Below are 17,300 nucleotides of genomic sequence, written 5' to 3'. Positions count from 1 at the left end.
ACTGTGTGCATGACCGACCTGACCGATCCTTCCGGCGCGGCCCTGCGACTCAGCAACGACGAGCGGGAGCGCGCCGTCGCTGCGCTCCAGACCCACGCGGCGCAGGGGCGCCTGACCGACGCCGAGGTGCAGACCCGGGTGCAGTCCGCCCGCTCCGCCGTGACGCGCGGCGACCTCGCCCCGCTGTTCGCCGACCTCCCAGGGCGCGTCGACCTCGACGGCACGGGCGCCGCGGCAGGCGCCGCCTATCAGGCACCCGACTACGCCGCGCCGTCGCCCGCCGACCCGTACGAGCAGCGCTCCGGACGCACCGGGGACCGCCGCTGGGGTCTCGCGATCGTGTCCATCGCGCCGTTCGTGGCGCTCATCCTGTTCTTCGTGACGAGCTCGGTGTGGGGATACGCGTACAGCTGGCTCTGGTTCCTGCTGGTCCCCATCGCCGGAGCGATCGTCTACGGCGGGGACGGCGGCAGAGGCCGCGACCGCCGCTAGCCGACCGTCGCGCCGAACAGCAGTCCGAGCAGGTACGTCGCCGCGGCGGCCCCGTACCCGATCGCCAGCTGGCGCAGCGCGCGCTTGAGCGGCGACGCCCCGGACAGCAGCCCGACGATGGCGCCCGTCCCGAGCAGCACGATCCCGACCAGCAGCGCGGCCACGAGCACCGCCGTCGTGCCCTGCAGCCCGAAGAGGTACGGCAGGATCGGGATGAGCGCTCCGGATGCGAAGAAGCAGAAGCTCGAGAGCGCAGCGTTCCAGCCCGTGCCGACCGACTCGTGCTCGTCGATCACCTCGCCCGTCACCGCCTGCACCGGGGCCGTCTCCACGGCTCGCGCATTCAGGCCGGCGAGCACCTCGGCGGCGTGCGCCTTCGCCTCGTCCGGCGCCATCCCGCGCGCACGGTAGACGAGCGTGAGCTCGTTGGCGTCGACGTCGAGGTCGGGGAGGGCAGATCGCGTCTCCGGGTTGGGGCTGGACGCTTCGAGCAGTTCTCGCTGCGACCGGACGGAGACGTATTCGCCTGCGCCCATCGACAGCGCGCCGGCGAGGAGGCCGGAGATGCCGGTGAGCAGCACCACGTGGGTCGCGACGCCGCTCGCGCTGATGCCGAGCACGAGCGCGAGGTTGCTGACGAGCCCGTCGTTCGCGCCGAACACGGCGGCGCGGAAGGTGCCGGAGAGCCGCTGCCGTCCGCGGGCGGCGAGCGCGCGGACGACCTCTTCGTGGATCTGCTCGTCCGCGGCCATCTGCGGCGTCGCATCCACGTCGTCGCTGTAGGGGGAGCGGGCCTCGGCGCGCTGCGCGAGCGCGAGCACGAAGACCGAGCCGAACCGTCGGGCGAGGAGGCCGAGGAGCCGCGTGCGGATGTCGCCGCGCAGCGGTCGGCCGACGTCGTCGCCGAGCAGGGTGAGCCAGTGCTGCTCGTGCCTGCCCTCCGCCTCGGCGAGCGCGAGCAGGATCTCGCGCTCCTCGCCGGTGCGGCGTCCGGCGAGGTCGCGGTAGACCGCGGCCTCCGCCCGTTCGTCGGCGAGGTAGCGGCGCCAGCGGCGGATGTCCGCTGGACTCGGGTTGCGCTCGGCTGCGGTCGTCATAACGGTTGGAAAGTCTAGGCGATGGATGCGCCGCTGAACCGTTCGCCCCACACCCTCGCCAGCTCGACCACCTCGGGCGGCGAGAGAACCTGGAACGGCGCATCCGCGGCGGCCAGCCCGAAGAGTGCCCACTCCGCACTGTCCGCAGACAGGTGCACGCGGGTGGTCTCGGCATCCACGGCCTCGGCCGTCGCCCACCGGCCGATCGCGCTCTCGACGTGCGCGACGGGCGCGTGCACGATCGCGTCGACCGCGAGCGTCTCCGTCGCGGCGCCGAGGGATGCGGAGACATAGCTGGCCGCGTCGTCGGCCGGCAGGGCACGCGGCCGGAACCGTTGCCCGGTCGTCCGCGGCTCGGCGAGCCTGTCGAGGCGGAAGCTGCGCCAGTCGAACCTGCCGAGGTCGTACGCCACCAGATACCAGCGCCGCTCCACAGATACCAGCCGGTGCGGCTCGACGTGCCGGTCGCTGCGCTCCCCGTCGCGGCTGACGTACACGAAGTGGATGCGCTCCTCGTCCCTGCAGGCCTGCGCCACCACCGTGAGCACGCCAGCGTCCACGCTCGGTCCCTGCCGCATGGCGCCGGCGACGGTGGCGGAACGGAGCGCATCCACCCGGCTGCGCAGCCGGGACGGCATCACCTGCACCACCTTGGCGAGGGCACGAACAGAGGCGTCCTCGATCCCGGCGATGCCGGACTGCGCTGCCGTCCGCAGACCGACGGCGAGCGCGACGGCCTCCTCGTCGTCGACCACGAGCGGGGGAAGGGAGGCGCCGGCCGCCAGCTGGTATCCGCCGTCGACGCCGCGGCTCGCATCCACCGGGTATCCGAGGTCGCGCAGCCGGTCGATGTCGCGGCGCAGGGTGCGCGGAGACACCTCCAGGCGTGCCGCGAGTTCCGGGCCCGGCCAGTAGCGGTGGGTCTGCAGCAGGGAGAGCAGTTGGAGGGTGCGCGATCCCGTGGTGTTCACCCTGTCATCATCCCGCCGATTGCGGACGAAGGGTGTCCGCAATCGCTCAGTGCGGGACGAGCGGCGTCGCCCCCGGTCGGGACAGGGTGAGGATCGCCTCTGCGACGTGCGGGTCCGCCTCCAGCGCCCCGCCGATGGCGACGAGGTCGGCGGCCACGTCCGACTCGCGATCGTTCCCGACCAGATCGACGGCGGCGACAACGTAGATGCGCTCCGGCCCCACGTACTCCAGGTGCAGGTACGTCACCGTCTCCACCTCGGGATGCGCGAGCAGGGCGGCGAGCACGGCCTGCGTCGCCTGGTCGGAGCCCTGCTCGCCGAGCAGGAAGCGCCGGTTCCTGTCGATCAGCACGAGCGCGACGACGGCGAGCAGCACGCCGACCAGGATGGAGCCCATCGCGTCGTACACGGCGTTCCCGGTCAGCTCGTGCAGCAGCAGGCCGAGGAAGGCGATCAGCAGACCGATCAGCGCGGCGGCGTCCTCGAAGAACACCGCGCGCAGCGTCGGGTTCGACGTGCGGAACACGTGCGAGAGCGTCCCGATGCTCCGCTCGTCCGCGCCCCGGCGCGCCTGCCGGTACGACTGCACGAACGAGAACCCCTCGAACACGAACGAGACAGCCAGCACGACATACGCGACGGCGTAGTCCGCGCCGCGGTCGGTCGCGCCCAGCTCCGAGACGCCGTGCGTGATCGACACCACGGCGCCCGCCGTGAACAGTCCGACCGCCGCGAACAGCGACCACACATATGCCTCGCGTCCGTACCCACCCGGATGCGCCGAGTCGCGCGGCCGGGACGCCGAGCGCTCCGCCTGCAGCAGGAACACCTCATTGCCTGCGTCCGCCCAGGAGTGCGCGGCCTCGGCGACCATCGAGGCCGATCCGGTGAGCACCGCCGCGATGGTCTTCGCGACGGCGACGACGACGTTCGCGCCGAACGCGATGACGACCGTGAGGAGGCTCGATGAGGAGGGGGAGTCCGGCATAGCGGCAACAGTAATCCGCACGGCGGCCGTTCTGCCCCGTGAAATGACGAAAACCCCGGTCTTTCGACCGGGGTTTCCCTGTGTGTCCGAGGGGGGACTTGAACCCCCACGCCCTATACGGGCACTAGCACCTCAAGCTAGCGCGTCTGCCATTTCCGCCACCCGGACAGGTGTTTCATTCCAGCGACCGAACCGGCCGCCGAAGAAAGACATTAGCACGTCTGCGAGCACATGCTCGACCTGGCCGAGCATCCCGGGCGTGGCGTCGCGCTCCGCGTTGGCGACGGCAGGAAGCGCCGGTAGCGTTGGGCGTATGACGGATGCCCTGAGCGACGAGCAGCTGGACGAGACGGCGATCATCGCGCGCGATCTGATCCGCTTCGACACCACCAACTACGGTGAGGGGACGTCGAACGGCGAGACGGATGCCGCGGAGTACGTGGAGGCCCGCCTCCGCGGGATGGGCCTGGAGCCGCAGCTGTTCGACTCCGACCCCGGCCGCACCAGCGTCGTCGCACGCGTACCCGGCCGCAACGCAGCGAAGCCGGCGCTCGTCGTGCACGGACACCTCGACGTCGTGCCTGCCGACCTGCGCAACTGGTCGGTCGACCCGTTCGGCGGCGTCATCAAGGACGGCCTGCTCTGGGGTCGCGGCGCCGTCGACATGAAGAACATGGATGCGATGATCCTCACCGCCGTCGGCGACCTGCTGGCAGCGGGGGAGCAGCCGGAGCGCGACCTCGTCGTGGCCTTCTTCGCCGACGAGGAGGACGGAGGGCGACGCGGCTCGCACTTCCTCGTCGACAACCACCCCGAGCTCTTCGCCGGAGCGACCGAGGCCATCAGCGAGGTCGGCGGATACTCGATCGACCTCGACGGCCAGCGCGCATACCTGATGCAGACGGGGGAGAAGTCGCTCGTCTGGATCAAGCTGATCGCCCGCGGCCGCGCATCCCACGGCTCCCGCCTGGTGCGCGACAATGCGATCACCAGGCTCGCGGAGGCCGTGGTCGCCATCGGCCGCCGCGAGTGGCCCATCCAGCTCACCGACACCACCACGCAGCTGCTGGCCGAGGTCTCGCGCATCCTGGACATCGACCCGGAGCAGGTCGGGCCGGACGAGGTCGTGCTGCGCACGGGCACCGCCGCCGGGTTCATCCTGGCGACCCTCCGCACCACCACGAACCCGACGCTCCTCGACGCCGGATACAAGCACAACGTCATCCCGGACACGGCAGAGGCGCTCATCGACATCCGCACGCTGCCCGGCGAGGAGGACGCCGTGCTCGCGCAGGTGCAGGAGATCGTCGGCGACGACATCGAGATCAGGATCATGCACCGCGACGTCGGCCTGGAGGCCGCGTTCGGCGGACCGCTGATCGACGCGATCGTCTCCACCATCGGCGAGCACGACCCCGGCGCGCCCGTGCTGCCGTACCTGCTCTCCGGCGGAACGGACAACAAGGCGCTGAGCAAGCTCGGGATCACCGGATACGGCTTCGCACCGCTGCAGCTGCCGAAGGAGCTCGACTTCCCCGGGATGTTCCACGGCGTCGACGAGCGCGTCCCCCTCGACGCGCTAGTGTTTGGCAGGTCCGTGCTGCGCGACCTCCTCCGCAGCTACTGACCGTTCCCCGCCTCACGTCAGCACCGAAAGCACCGCATGGAATTCATCAACGCCCTCATCCTGGGTCTCGTCCAGGGGCTCACCGAGTTCCTCCCGATCTCGTCGAGCGCGCACATCCGGATCGTCGGTGAACTGCTCGGCACGGGCGGCGACCCCGGCGCCCGGTTCACCGCGATCATCCAGCTGGGCACAGAGGCGGCGGTGCTGCTGTACTTCTGGAAGGACATCGTCCGGATCATCGGGCAGTGGTTCCGTTCGCTGTTCGGCAAGGTTCCGCGCAACGACCCGGATGCGCGGATGGGCTGGCTGGTCATCCTCGGCAGCGTGCCGATCGTCGTGCTCGGCCTGTTCTTCCAGGACGCGATCGAGACCACGTTCCGCTCGCTCTGGATCGTGGCCGTCACGCTGATCGTGTTCGGCATCCTGCTCGGGATCGCGGACTACGTCGGCAGCAAGACCAGGCGGCTCAAGGAGCTCACCTGGGGTCACGGCATCATCTTCGGCCTCGCCCAGGCGCTCGCGCTCATCCCGGGCGTCTCCCGCTCCGGCGGCACGATCACGGCCGGGCTGTTCATGGGCTACCAGCGGCGGGCGGCGGCGCGATACTCGTTCCTGCTGGCGATCCCCGCGGTGTTCGGCAGCGGTTTCTACCAGCTCTACAAGGCCATCAAGGAGCCGTGCACGGAGGCGCTGGCCGCGGCCCACACCTGCACCGTCGAGGTGTTCGGCCCCGCGGAGACCGCCGCGGCGACCATCGTGGCGTTCGTGGTCGGCCTCGTGGTGATCGCGTTCTTCATGGGCTACATCTCACGACGCAGCTTCCTGCCGTTCGTGATCTACCGGATCGCGCTCGGCGCGCTCCTCATCGTCCTGCTCTCCACCGGAGTGCTGACCGCCTGACCCTGGCTGCTCCGGCACCCCGGGCGCGGGGTCAGGAGCGCCAGGGCTCGTCTGGGCGCCCGCCGGCCTGGCCGTCGCGGCCGTCTCCGCGGCGGCGGAGGTAGCGCTCGAACTCCTGCGCGATCGCCTCGCCGCTCGCCTCGGGGGAGTCGACCGTGTCGCGCGCCTGCTCCAGCTGCTCGATGTACGCGGCCATCTCGTCGTCGTCGGCCGCGAGCGCGTCGATGCCCGCCTCCCACGCCGCGGCCTCGTCGACCAGCGTGCCGCGCGGGATGGTCACATCCACCAGCTCTTCGAGCTTGTCGATGAGCGCCAGCATCGCCTTGGGACTCGGCGCGTTGTGCACGTAGTGCGGGACCGACGCCCAGATCGTCACGGTCGGGATGCCGACGGCCTCGGCGCCCTCCGCGATGGCGCTCAGGATGCCGACGGGGCCCTCGTAGGTGGAGCGCTCGATCGACAGCTCGGCGCGCACGGCGGCGTTCTCGCTCGACGCGAAGATCGAGATCGGGCGGGTGTGCGGCACGTCGGCCAGCATCGCGCCGAGGAAGACGATCACGCCTATGTCCGACGCGAGGGCCGCATCCAGGATCTCGGCGGTGAAACTCTTCCAGCTGCGCGACGGCTCCGTGCCCAGCAGAAGGTAGATGTTGCCGACGTTGTCGCCGCTCACCCGCACAGCGTCGGCGGCGAGGTCGCCCGCCAGGTCGTGGGCGGCAGCACCGGGATGCGCAGGCCCGTACATCACGGCCGAGGGCCAGACGAGGTGGCGGTGCCCGTCGTCGTCGGTCACGACGGGCCGGTTGAACTGGAAGTCGAAGTAGAGCTCTGGATCGACCTCGGAGATGGGCACGACGTCGAGCACGTCCTTCAGCGTCTTGACGGCGCCGCTCGCTGCCTCTCCGGCGTCGTTCCAGCCCTCGAAGGCGACGACCAGGATGCGGCCGCCGAGGAAGTCGTTTCCGTCAGTCACAGTGGATGTACCTCTGTCCTCTCCAAGCGACCGTGCGGACGCCATCCATCCAGGATAGGCCCGCCGGTCACCGGTAGGCTTGTGGCCCGTGACCTCACTGACTCCTCCGAGCCCGCCGGCCGCCGTTTTCTGGGACATGGACGGCACCCTCGTCGACACCGAACCGTACTGGATGGCTTCCGAAGTGGAGCTCGTCTCCTCGTTCGGCGGCGTCTGGACGCACGAGGACGGCCTGCAGATGGTGGGCCTCGGCCTCTGGAACTCCGCCGAGATCCTGCGCGCGCACGGCGTGGACATGCCGGCGGACGAGATCGTGCAGTGGCTCACCAACCGGGTGCAGGAGAAGCTCGACAGCGACGGCGTTCCGTGGCGTCCCGGCGCGCGGGAACTCCTCGCCGACCTGCGCGAGCGCGGCATCCCGACCGCCCTCGTCACCATGTCGGTGCGCAGGATGGCGGAGCAGATCGTCGCGCACATCCCGTTCGAGGCGTTCGACGTGATCGTCAGCGGCGACGAGGTCACCGAGCCGAAGCCGCATCCCGAGCCGTACCTTCGCGCCGCGGAACTGCTGGGCGTCGACCCGGTGGATGCGGTGGCCATCGAGGACTCGCTGGTCGGGCTCACCTCCGCCGTCGCCTCCGGTGCGGCCACCATCGGGGTGCCGCACATGGTCGCCATCCCGGAGAGCGATCAGCACACCATCTGGGACACCCTCGACGGCAAGACCGCCGACGACATCGCGGCCGTCGCCGCAGCGAAGGGAGCGCTCCTGTGAGCGACCAGCCGACCACGCAGCCTGCATACGCGCCGCAGCCGCAGAACAGCGGCCCGTTCCGCGCGGGCGACCGCGTGCAGCTGACCGGGCCGAAGGGCAAGCTCAACACCATCACGCTCGAGCCGGGCAAGGTCTTCCACACCCACCGCGGCATCCTGGAGCACGACACCATCATCGGCCTGCCCGACGGTTCAGTCGTGACCAACAACGTCGGCGTCGAGCACCTCGCGCTCCGCCCGCTGCTCAGCGACTTCGTCATGTCGATGCCGCGCGGCGCCGCGATCATCTACCCGAAGGACGCCGCCCAGATCCTGTCGCTCGCCGACATCTTCCCGGGCGCGAACGTCGTCGAGGCCGGCGTCGGCTCCGGCGCCCTCTCGCTCTGGCTGCTGCGCGCCATCGGACCCACCGGCACGCTGCGGTCGTTCGAGCGCAGAGACGAGTTCGCCGACGTGGCGCGCGCCAACGCGGCCACCTTCCTCGGCCACGACCCGGAGAACTGGACCGTCACCGTCGGCGACCTCCAGGACGCGCTCCCGGATGCGGTGGCCGACCAGAGCGTCGACCGCGTCGTCCTCGACATGCTCGCCCCGTGGGAGTGCCTCGACGAGGTCACCGCTGCGCTCAAGCCGGGCGGCGTGCTGCTCTGCTACATCGCGACGGTCACCCAGCTGTCCCGCGTCGCCGAGGCGATCCGCGCCTCCGGCGACTACACGCACCCGCAGTCGAGCGAGACGATGGTGCGCGGCTGGCACGTCGAAGGGCTCGCCGTGCGCCCTGACCACCGGATGATCGGCCACACCGGCTTCCTGATCACGGCGCGCCGTCTCGCCCCCGGCTCCGTCCTGCCCGAGCTGAAGCGCCGCCCGTCCAAGAGCGACTACAGCGACGACGACGTCGAGGCCTGGACGCCCGGAGCGCTCGGAGAGCGGCAGTCGAGCCCGAAGAGCCTGCGCAAGCGGGTCCGGGCGGCGGCCGCGAGCGCCGAGCTGGCGAAGGCCCGCTCCGCGGAAGCGGCGGAAGACGCCGCGCACGAGGACGACTCCACCATCAACTAGCATGGGGAGCCGGGCGACCATCGTGTCGTCCGGAACCCCACCGATCGCACCGAAAGAGGACTCGTGCGCAGAGCTACCGCACTCGTCGTAGCAGCAGGACTGCTGGCCGTCACGCTGACGGGATGCTCGTCAGACCCGAACGCGAACTGCGACACCGCGCTCAAGCCGGGTACGGCATCCAACCTCATCACCGCGACCGGAAAGCTCGGCTCGAAGCCGAAGGTGAGCTTCCCGACGCCGATCGACACCAAGACCTCGCAGAGCACCACGCTCATCGACGGTAGCGGCGAGCAGGTCCGCAAGGGCCAGATGGTCGAGATCCAGTACACGCTGCTCGACGGCGAGACCGGGGCGACCGGCAGCGCGAGCTCGTACTCGAAGTCCGAGCCGACCCTCATCCCGGTGGGCGCCACGAACATCCCCGGCATCAACGACGGGCTGCAGTGCGCCACTGTCGGCTCGCGCATCGCCATCGCGATCGCCCCGAAAGACAGCGGCTCCGACGGCGCGACCAGCTCGGTCGTCGCCGTGATCGACCTGGTCGGCGCATTCCTGCCCAAGGCGGACGGCGCCGTGCGCCCGTCGGTCTCCGGCTTCCCGACCGTGGTCCTCGCACCCACCGGCCAGCCCGGCATCACCATCCCGTCCGGCTCGGCCCCCACCGCCGTCCGCAGCGAGACGCTGAAGGCCGGTGACGGCGCGACCGTGAAGAAGGACAGCACCGTCGTCCTGCACTACACGGCCGTCGGCTGGGACGCCAAGAACGTCGTGTTCAGCACCTGGCAGAACGGCGCGCCCGACCTCGTGGCGATGGCATCCGGTCAGTCCAGCGCCAACCAGGCCCTCCCGCAGGCGATGCTCAAGGAGCTCGTCGGCCAGAAGGTGGGCTCGCAGGTGGTCGTCGAGACGCCCAAGGACTCCAGCATCCCGGCAGCAGCGTGGGTCGTCGACATCCTCGGAGTGCGCTAGCCGATTAGGATGGACGGGTGCCTCCGTCCTCGTCTTCGCCCTCCCGTGTGCCGGTCGAAGAGCGGCTGTTCAGCCTCGTGCTCGCGCTGCTCGCGACCGAGACGGGTCTGACCAAGAACGAGATCCTCTCGACCGTGCAGGGCTACCGCCAGCGCTTCGTCACCCACGGTGACAACAGCAGCCTGGAGCGGCAGTTCGAGCGCGACAAAGACGACATCCGCGAGCTCGGCGTCCCGCTCGAGACCGTGGAGTCTCCGGGTGACTCCGGAAACAATCAGCTGCTGCGCTATCGCATTCCCAAGGGGGCATACGACCTTCCGGCCGACGTGACGTTCTCCCCGCAGGAGATCACGCTGCTCGGCCTGGCCGCCACGGTCTGGAAGGAGGGCTCGCTGTCCGGCGAGTCCCGCAGGGCGCTGATGAAGCTGCGCTCGCTCGGCGTCGAGGCCAACGACCCGATCGTCGGGTACGCGCCGCGGCTGCGGGCGAGGGACAGCGCCTTCGATCCACTGAGCCAGGCTCTCGAACGCAACGCCATCGTGCAGTTCCCCTATCTCAAGCCGGGGGAGAGCGCGTCCAGGACCAGGACGGTCGCGCCGCTCGCCCTGGTGCAGCACCAGGGCCGGTGGCACCTGCAGGGCATCGACCAGGATGCGCACGGCTCGCGCACCTTCCTGCTCTCGCGGATGGTCGGACCGGTCAAGGTCACGGCCCGCACGTTCGAGCCGGAGGGCTCCGACTTCGCCGCGAAGGCCCTGGCCGACCTGGAGAGCATCTGGCAGGCCAACGTCGCGACCATCGAGGTGACCGCGGGAACGGACGCGGCCACGAGACTCGGCAAGCGCTACGGCGACGCCGTCCCGACGAAGGGCGACGGCGAGTCGTTCGAGCTCACCGTCAACTACTCCGACGTCAACATCCTGGCCGACCAGCTCGCGAGCTTCGGCCCGGAGGTGCTGGTGCTCGCACCGGATGCGCTGCGCGACGCCGTGCGCGACCGTCTCGTCGCCACGGCGGCCGCCCACGAGAGGAACGACCGTGGCTGAGCGCCGCAAGCCCATGCAGGCGCAGGACAAGCTGGCCTTCCTGCTCGCCCTCGTGCCGTACCTGATGGACAGGGACAGGGTGAGCGTCGCGGAGGCGGCGGAGCACTTCGGCGTCGAGAAGGCGCAGCTGCGCGACGCCGTCCGGCTGATCGCCGTCTCGGGCGTGCCGGGGGAGACCAACCAGTACCAGCCGGGCGACCTGTTCGACATCGCCTGGGACGACTTCGAGGACAACGACCAGATCGTTCTCACCCACCAGGTGGCCATCGACGACTCCCCGCGGTTCTCCGCGCGGGAGGCCGCCGCGCTGATCGCCGGTCTGCAGTACCTTTCGGCCCTCCCGGAGAACGCCGACCGCGACGTGATCGGCTCGCTGATGGCCAAGCTCGCCCGCGGCGCCTCCGCCGCGCCCAGCCAGGTGGCGGTCGCCGGCTCGGAGACCGACGCGACGCTCGCTGTGATCCGGGATGCGGTGGCCGGCGGCACGCAGCTCGACTTCGACTACCTGAATTCCCGCGGTGAGCGGGAGCGTCGCAGGGTGGACCCGCTGCGCATCGAGTCCATCGACCAGGACTGGTACCTGCGCGGCTGGGACCACCTCCGCACCGCGATCCGCACCTTCCGGCTCGACCGCATCGACGACCTGCGGGCCACCGACCAGCCGATCACGTACCGGCCGGGCGACGTCACCCTCCCGGAGACCCTGTTCGAGGGCACGGAGGACGACCCGCTGGTGACCATCGAGGTGTCCTCCTCGGCCATCCCGTTCATCGAGGACTACATCCCGGAGGGCGCATCCCGGCAGGAGCAGGACGGGCTCGTGCGCACCAGCGTGCGCGTCGCGCACTTCCACGGTCTGAAGCGGCTGGTCGCCGGGCTGTCCGGCGTGCTCACCGTGCTCGACCCGCCGGAGGCCCGCGCTGTCGTCGCCGGCTGGGCGCGGGCTGGGGCCGACCGCTACCGGTAGCAGCGGCGGCCTGTCGCTATGCTGATGGCATGCCGTGGTGGTCGTGGGTCCTGATCTGGGTCGTGCTGGTGCTCGGCCTGCTCGGGATGCTCGCCTTCTTCGCCGTCCACCTGTTCCGCAAGGTCGTCGCGGCCGGAAGGGAGGCGTCTGCGCTCATCGAGAAGGCCGATGTCCTGTCCCGGCGTGCGGAGGACCTCACCGAGGCGGCGTTCCACCCCGCCGTCTTCGCGGACGCCAGCGCACTGCGCGCGGAGCGTGTGCAAGCCAGCGCCGATCGCGCGGTTGCGAGGCAACTTCGCAGGGATGCACGGGTCAAACGCGGTAAACTGCTCGTCAATGCCGACGCAGCTCGGTATTCCTACTTGATCACGAAGGACTAACTCATGCTCGGCGGCCTTACCGGATGGCACCTGCTCATCATCCTCGCAGTGATCCTGCTGCTCTTCGGTGCGCCGAAGCTCCCCGCCCTCGCCAAGAGCATCGGCCAGTCGATGCGCATCTTCAAGGGCGAGGTCAACGAGATGAAGAAAGACGGCGACAAGCCGGACGCCTCGTCGACCACTCCGGCCGACGGCAGCACCACCGCCACGCCCGAGACGCACACGAAACCGTAATCGGTGGCCTCCACTAAGCGAGGCAAGAACCGCGAAGGACGGATGACGCTCGCCGAGCACTTCGTCGAGCTTCGCAAACGCCTCTACCGCTCTGCCATCGCGCTGCTCGTCGGCGCTGTCGCCGGCTGGTTCCTGTCCGGGTACCTCCTCGACGCGATGCGCGTCCCCATCACCGAGATCGCCACCCAGCAGGGCCGCGTCGCGACGCTCAACTACGACAGCATCACCGGGGCGTTCGACCTCAAGATGCAGATCGCCATCACCATCGGCGTGATCATCTCGAGCCCGGTCTGGCTCTACCAGATCTGGTCCTTCTTCGTCCCTGCGCTCAGCCGCAAGGAGCTGAAGTACGGTCTCGGCTTCTTCTTCACCGCCGTCCCGCTCTTCCTGATCGGCGCGTACGTCGGCTGGCTGCTCGTTCCGCACATCGTGTCGCTGCTGACCAGCTTCGCGCCGTCGGACGACTCGGCGATCATCTCCGCGAAGACGTACTTCGACTTCATCCTGAAACTGTCGCTGGCGGTCGGCGTCGCGTTCGTGCTCCCGGTGTTCCTGGTGCTGCTGAACTTCGTCGGGGTGCTGAGCGCATCCTCGATCATCAAGTCGTGGCGCTGGGCGATCATCCTGATCGTGCTGTTCACCGCCATCGCCACTCCGGCGGCCGATGTGCTGTCGATGTTCCTCCTCGCGGTGCCGATGGTCGTGCTCTATCTCGCCGCGTACGGGGTCGCCTGGCTGCACGATCGGCGTGCCGCGAAGGCCGCCATGCGCCTGGAGGCCGAACTGGCGGCATAGGCTTGGTCGTGTGACCGATCAGCTGTCTCCAGCCGAACGCTACGCGGCGTCGCGCACGCGCACCCGCCAGCCTCTCGTCGAGGCCTTCCGTGCGGGGCTCCGCTTCGACCTCGACCCGTTCCAGCGCGAAGCCTGCGCGAGCCTCGAAGAGGGCAAGAGCGTGCTGGTCGCCGCTCCGACGGGAGCCGGCAAGACGATCGTCGCCGAGTTCGCCGTGTTCCTCGCGATGCGCGAGCCGAACGCGAAGGTCTTCTACACGGCGCCGATGAAGGCGCTGAGCAACCAGAAGTTCCAGGAGCTGGTGGAGGAGTACGGGCCGGAGTCCGTCGGCCTCCTGACCGGTGACACCAACGTCAACTCCCGCGCGCGCATCGTCGTGATGACGACTGAGGTGCTGCGCAACATGCTCTACGCCGATTCCGACCTGCTCACCGACCTCGCATACGTGGTGATGGACGAGGTCCACTACCTCGCTGACCGGTTCCGCGGCGCGGTGTGGGAGGAGGTCATCATCCACCTCCCGCAGTCGGTCAGGATGGTCTCGCTGAGTGCGACGGTGTCCAACGCCGAGGAGTTCGGCGACTGGCTGCAGGCGGTGCGCGGCGACACGGACGTGATCGTGTCGGAGGAGCGTCCCGTCCCGCTGGAGCAGCACATCCTGATGCGGTCGAAGCTGATCGACCTGTTCGACTCGTCCGGCCTCGCTGCGACCAACCGGGTGAACCCGGAGCTCGTGCAGATGGCGCGCTACGGCGGCCGGGTGCTGAGCAGCAGGCAGATGCGGGACGTCGGGCGCTACCACTCCAGGGGCGGCCGTCCGGACACCTACCGGATGGACAGGGCAGACCTCGTCAAGCTGCTCGGCGAGCACAACCTGCTCCCGGCCATCTTCTTCATCTTCAGCCGCAACGGCTGCGACCAGGCCGTGCGCCAGACGCTCCGCTCCGGCGTGAAGCTGACCCAGCAGCACGAGCGCGACGAGATCCGCGCGATCGTCGAGGAACGCTGCAGGACCCTGCTCGACGAAGACCTCGCCGTGCTCGGGTACTGGGAGTGGCTCGAAGGACTCGAACGCGGTGTCGCCGCCCACCACGCAGGCCTGCTTCCCGCCTTCAAAGAGGTGGTGGAGGAACTGTTCCGCCGCAAGCTGGTCAAGGTCGTCTTCGCCACGGAGACGCTCGCGCTCGGCATCAACATGCCGGCGCGCACCGTGGTGCTCGAGAAGCTGGAGAAGTTCAACGGGGAGGCGCGCGTCCCGATCACGCCGGGGGAGTACACCCAGCTCACCGGGCGCGCCGGCCGCCGGGGCATCGACGTGGAGGGCCACTCGGTCATCCAGTGGCAGGACGGCCTCGATCCGCAGGCCGTCGCCTCGCTCGCGTCCCGCCGCAGCTACCCGCTGAATTCGAGCTTCCGCCCGACGTACAACATGGCGGTCAACCTGATCGACCAGTTCGGGCGCGAGCGCACCAGGGAGATCCTGGAGTCGTCGTTCGCGCAGTTCCAGGCGGACCGCGCGGTTGTCGACCTGGCGCGCAAGGTGCGCCAGCAGGAGGAGTCGCTCGCCGGGTACGAGAAGGCGATGACCTGCCACCTGGGCGACTTCCGCGAGTACTCGGGCATCCGGCGCGAGCTGAGCGACCTGGAGCGCAAGGGCTCCTCGATGGAGCACGCCTCCCGGGCCGACCGCGACAAGCGCCAGCGCCGGCTGACCGCGCTGCGCAAGCGGATGAAGGAGCACCCGTGCCACCGCTGCCCGGACAGGGAGAACCACGCCAGGTGGGCGGAGCGCTGGTGGAAGCTGAAGCGCGAGACGGACGCCCTGAGCTCGCAGATCCGGTCGCGCACCGGAGCCGTCGCCAAGGTCTTCGACCGCGTCTCCGACGTCCTGCTCGAACTCGGTTACCTGAACCGTGAGGACGACGTCACGACGCTCACCGTGCACGGCCGCACGCTCAAGCGCATCTACGGCGAACGCGACCTGCTCGTGGCGGAATGCCTGCGCAGGAACATCTGGAACCAGCTGGATGCGCCGAGCCTCGCAGCGATGGCCTGCGCCCTGGTCTTCGAGCCGCGCCGCGACGAAGGTCTCGCGCACGAGCGCACCCTCCCGCGCGGAGCATTCCGGCCTGCCCTCGACAAGACCATCGACATCTGGAGCAGACTCGACGACCTCGAACGCGAGAACAGGCTGCCGGGCAGCGAACCGCCGTCGACCAGTCTGGCGATGGCGATGCACGCGTGGGCGAAGGGCACCAGCCTGAACACGGTGCTCTCCGAGGCGGACATGGCCGCCGGCGACTTCGTGCGCTGGACGAAGCAGACCATCGACCTGCTCGACCAGCTCTCACTCGTCGCGCAGGGCCCGGTGGGACGCACGGCACGGCAGGCACTCGAATCGATCAGGCGCGGCATCGTTGCTTACTCATCCGTCGCCTAGCATTTCTGCGGCGAACGCCGAACCACGTCCTCTAAGCTCTCCATTCGTGACCCAGACCCCCCGCGCCGTGCTGCCCCTCTGGCTCGCACTGGTCCTGGCCGTGGGGGCGGGCCCGGTGCTGGATGCGGGGTTCCCCGATCGCAGCTGGTGGCCGCTCACCTTCGTCGGCATCGCGATGGTGCTGCTCGCCGTGCGGGGACGCAGAGCAGGCAGCGCGTTCCTGGTGGCCTGGGTGGCGGGGGAGTCGTTCTTCCTGTTCCACGTGGCCTGGACGGCGCTGTACCTCGGACCGCTCCCGTGGGTGGCCCTCTCGACGCTGGAGGCGATCTTCTACGGCCTCGGCGGGATGCTCATCGCGCTCGCGTACCGCTGGGTGCCGCGCGCCTGGCCGACCAGGCTGGGACGCCTCGGGCTGCTGCCGGTGATCGTCGGCGGCCTCTGGACGCTGCGCGAGTACGTGTCCGGCAACTGGCCGTACGGCGGGTTCTCCTGGGGCCGCGTCGCCGAGTCCCAGGCGGAGAGCCCGTTCGCGCCGCTCGTGGCGTGGCTCGGCATCTCCGGGCTCAGCTTCGTGATGGTGTGGCTGGTGGCGCTGCTGCTGGAGGTCTGTTTCGTGGCGGACCTGCGGGGCGCGTGGCGCGCATCCATCGCCATCGGCGCCGTCGCCGTCGTGCTGGTGGTGCCCGCGTGGCCCGCGACGACCAGCGGCACCACCAGGATCGCCGCCGTGCAGGGCAACGGCCCGGCGGGCTACTTCGACAACGCGCCACCGGATGCTGTGCTCAACTCGCAGATCGCCGAGACGGAGAAGATCGAGGACGAGAAGGCCGACATGGTCGTCTGGCCGGAGGGCGCCGCCCAGCCGGACCCCACCCGCGACCCGCAGTCCGCGGCGATCCTGGATGCGCTGAGCCGCAAGATGGGCGCGCCGTTCATCGTCGGCACGATCACCTACCGCGACGGCAAGTACTTCAACACCTCGCTGCTCTGGAAGGACGGCAAGGGCGCCGTCGACTACTACGACAAGAAGCATCCCGTGCCGTTCGGCGAGTACGTGCCCGACCGGGCGTTCTGGCGGCCGTTCGCGCCCGACCTGATCGACCTGATCGGCCGCGACTACACCCCGGGCACCAGGGACAACGTCTTCGACGTGAGCGGCGTGCGCGCCGGGATCTCGATCTGCTTCGACATCGTGGACGACCAGCTGCTCACCGACATGATGCAGGGCGGCGCGCAGGTCATCCTGGCCCAGACGAACAACGCCGACTTCGGGCAGACCGACGAGAACGAGCAGCAGCTCGCCATCGCCCGCCTGCGCGCGATCGAGGCCGGCCGATCGCTGGTGAACATCTCCACCGTCGGCAGCAGCCAGATCATCGGGCCGAGCGGCCGGACGATCGCGGAGATCCCGCCGTTCAAGCCCGGCCACATGATCGCGGACGTCCCGCTCGGCACGACGACCACGCCGGCCACCCTGCTCAGCCGCGGCATCGAGTTCCTCGTCGCCGGCCTCGGTCTCTTCGGTCTCCTCATCGCCTGGGGCGCACGGAAAAGGCCGTCCTCACCGGTGGGGTGAGAACGGCCTCGG

Annotated in this window: 17 protein-coding genes and 1 tRNA gene; 13 read left to right on the top strand and 5 right to left on the bottom strand. The window is 69.7% G+C overall.

The window, feature by feature from the left end:
* Window positions 1-9: 9 nt before the first annotated feature.
* Window positions 10-492, top strand: coding sequence for a DUF1707 domain-containing protein (locus B7438_RS15630; protein ID WP_085370614.1), 483 nt, complete (start codon window positions 10-12; stop codon window positions 490-492).
* On the opposite strand, the gene B7438_RS15625 is transcribed toward B7438_RS15630, so the two are convergent.
* The 4 genes from B7438_RS15625 to B7438_RS15610 form a co-directional block, all read right to left on the bottom strand.
* Window positions 489-1,589, bottom strand: coding sequence for a VIT1/CCC1 transporter family protein (locus tag B7438_RS15625; protein ID WP_085370613.1), 1,101 nt, complete (start codon window positions 1,587-1,589; stop codon window positions 489-491). The genes B7438_RS15630 and B7438_RS15625 overlap by 4 nt on opposite strands.
* A gap of 14 nt (window positions 1,590-1,603) precedes the next feature.
* Entirely contained in the window at window positions 1,604-2,560 is a 957-nt protein-coding gene (locus B7438_RS15620; protein ID WP_085370612.1) for a YafY family protein, read from the bottom strand.
* Between the two features lie 46 nt (window positions 2,561-2,606).
* On the bottom strand, window positions 2,607-3,548 hold the full coding sequence (locus B7438_RS15615) for a cation diffusion facilitator family transporter (RefSeq protein WP_085370611.1): 942 nt from the start codon (window positions 3,546-3,548) through the stop codon (window positions 2,607-2,609).
* 83 nt (window positions 3,549-3,631) lie between these two features.
* Window positions 3,632-3,716: transfer RNA gene (locus B7438_RS15610), tRNA-Leu, on the bottom strand.
* Window positions 3,717-3,861: 145 nt separating this feature from the next.
* Between B7438_RS15610 and B7438_RS15605 the strand changes: the two genes are divergently transcribed.
* Window positions 3,862-5,175: a M20/M25/M40 family metallo-hydrolase gene (locus B7438_RS15605; RefSeq protein ID WP_085370610.1), complete on the top strand. Its 1,314-nt coding sequence runs from the start codon at window positions 3,862-3,864 to the stop codon at window positions 5,173-5,175.
* Between the two features lie 36 nt (window positions 5,176-5,211).
* A complete protein-coding gene (locus tag B7438_RS15600; protein ID WP_085370609.1) occupies window positions 5,212-6,075 on the top strand; it encodes an undecaprenyl-diphosphate phosphatase in 864 nt (287 codons plus the stop codon).
* 31 nt (window positions 6,076-6,106) lie between these two features.
* Here B7438_RS15600 and B7438_RS15595 read toward each other — a convergent pair whose 3' ends face one another.
* On the bottom strand, window positions 6,107-7,048 hold the full coding sequence (locus tag B7438_RS15595; protein WP_085370608.1) for a proteasome assembly chaperone family protein: 942 nt from the start codon (window positions 7,046-7,048) through the stop codon (window positions 6,107-6,109).
* 88 nt (window positions 7,049-7,136) lie between these two features.
* Between B7438_RS15595 and B7438_RS15590 the strand changes: the two genes are divergently transcribed.
* From B7438_RS15590 to lnt, 10 genes are all read left to right on the top strand, one after another.
* Complete coding sequence (locus tag B7438_RS15590; protein WP_256922068.1) at window positions 7,137-7,823, top strand: HAD family phosphatase; 687 nt, start codon at window positions 7,137-7,139, stop codon at window positions 7,821-7,823.
* Complete coding sequence (locus B7438_RS15585) at window positions 7,820-8,881, top strand: tRNA (adenine-N1)-methyltransferase (protein ID WP_085370606.1); 1,062 nt, start codon at window positions 7,820-7,822, stop codon at window positions 8,879-8,881. Before B7438_RS15590 ends, B7438_RS15585 begins: the two co-directional genes overlap by 4 nt.
* A gap of 63 nt (window positions 8,882-8,944) precedes the next feature.
* Window positions 8,945-9,850 carry an FKBP-type peptidyl-prolyl cis-trans isomerase gene (locus tag B7438_RS15580; protein ID WP_085370605.1) on the top strand — a complete coding sequence of 302 codons (906 nt, stop codon included), beginning with the start codon at window positions 8,945-8,947 and terminating at the stop codon, window positions 9,848-9,850.
* A gap of 17 nt (window positions 9,851-9,867) precedes the next feature.
* Window positions 9,868-10,896, top strand: coding sequence for a YafY family protein (locus B7438_RS15575; protein WP_085370604.1), 1,029 nt, complete (start codon window positions 9,868-9,870; stop codon window positions 10,894-10,896).
* A complete protein-coding gene (locus B7438_RS15570; RefSeq protein WP_085370603.1) occupies window positions 10,889-11,863 on the top strand; it encodes a YafY family protein in 975 nt (324 codons plus the stop codon). The genes B7438_RS15575 and B7438_RS15570 overlap by 8 nt, the downstream gene beginning before the upstream one ends.
* Window positions 11,864-11,892: 29 nt before the next feature.
* Window positions 11,893-12,243: a hypothetical protein gene (locus tag B7438_RS15565; RefSeq protein ID WP_085370602.1), complete on the top strand. Its 351-nt coding sequence runs from the start codon at window positions 11,893-11,895 to the stop codon at window positions 12,241-12,243.
* A 3-nt stretch (window positions 12,244-12,246) separates the two neighbouring features.
* Window positions 12,247-12,477, top strand: a complete 231-nt coding sequence (gene tatA, locus B7438_RS15560; RefSeq protein WP_085370601.1) for a Sec-independent protein translocase subunit TatA — start codon at window positions 12,247-12,249, stop codon at window positions 12,475-12,477.
* 42 nt (window positions 12,478-12,519) lie between these two features.
* Window positions 12,520-13,272, top strand: coding sequence for a twin-arginine translocase subunit TatC (gene tatC, locus B7438_RS15555; protein ID WP_085370600.1), 753 nt, complete (start codon window positions 12,520-12,522; stop codon window positions 13,270-13,272).
* Between the two features lie 10 nt (window positions 13,273-13,282).
* Window positions 13,283-15,712, top strand: coding sequence for an RNA helicase (locus B7438_RS15550; RefSeq protein ID WP_085370599.1), 2,430 nt, complete (start codon window positions 13,283-13,285; stop codon window positions 15,710-15,712).
* Between the two features lie 46 nt (window positions 15,713-15,758).
* Window positions 15,759-17,288, top strand: a complete 1,530-nt coding sequence (lnt, locus tag B7438_RS15545; protein ID WP_085370598.1) for an apolipoprotein N-acyltransferase — start codon at window positions 15,759-15,761, stop codon at window positions 17,286-17,288.
* The last annotated feature ends 12 nt before the right edge of the window (window positions 17,289-17,300 follow it).

Origin of the sequence: Leifsonia sp. NCR5, assembly GCF_002105485.1 — a bacterium.
Classification (GTDB): domain Bacteria; phylum Actinomycetota; class Actinomycetes; order Actinomycetales; family Microbacteriaceae; genus Leifsonia.
This window is presented reverse-complemented; position numbering and strand designations above follow the sequence as displayed.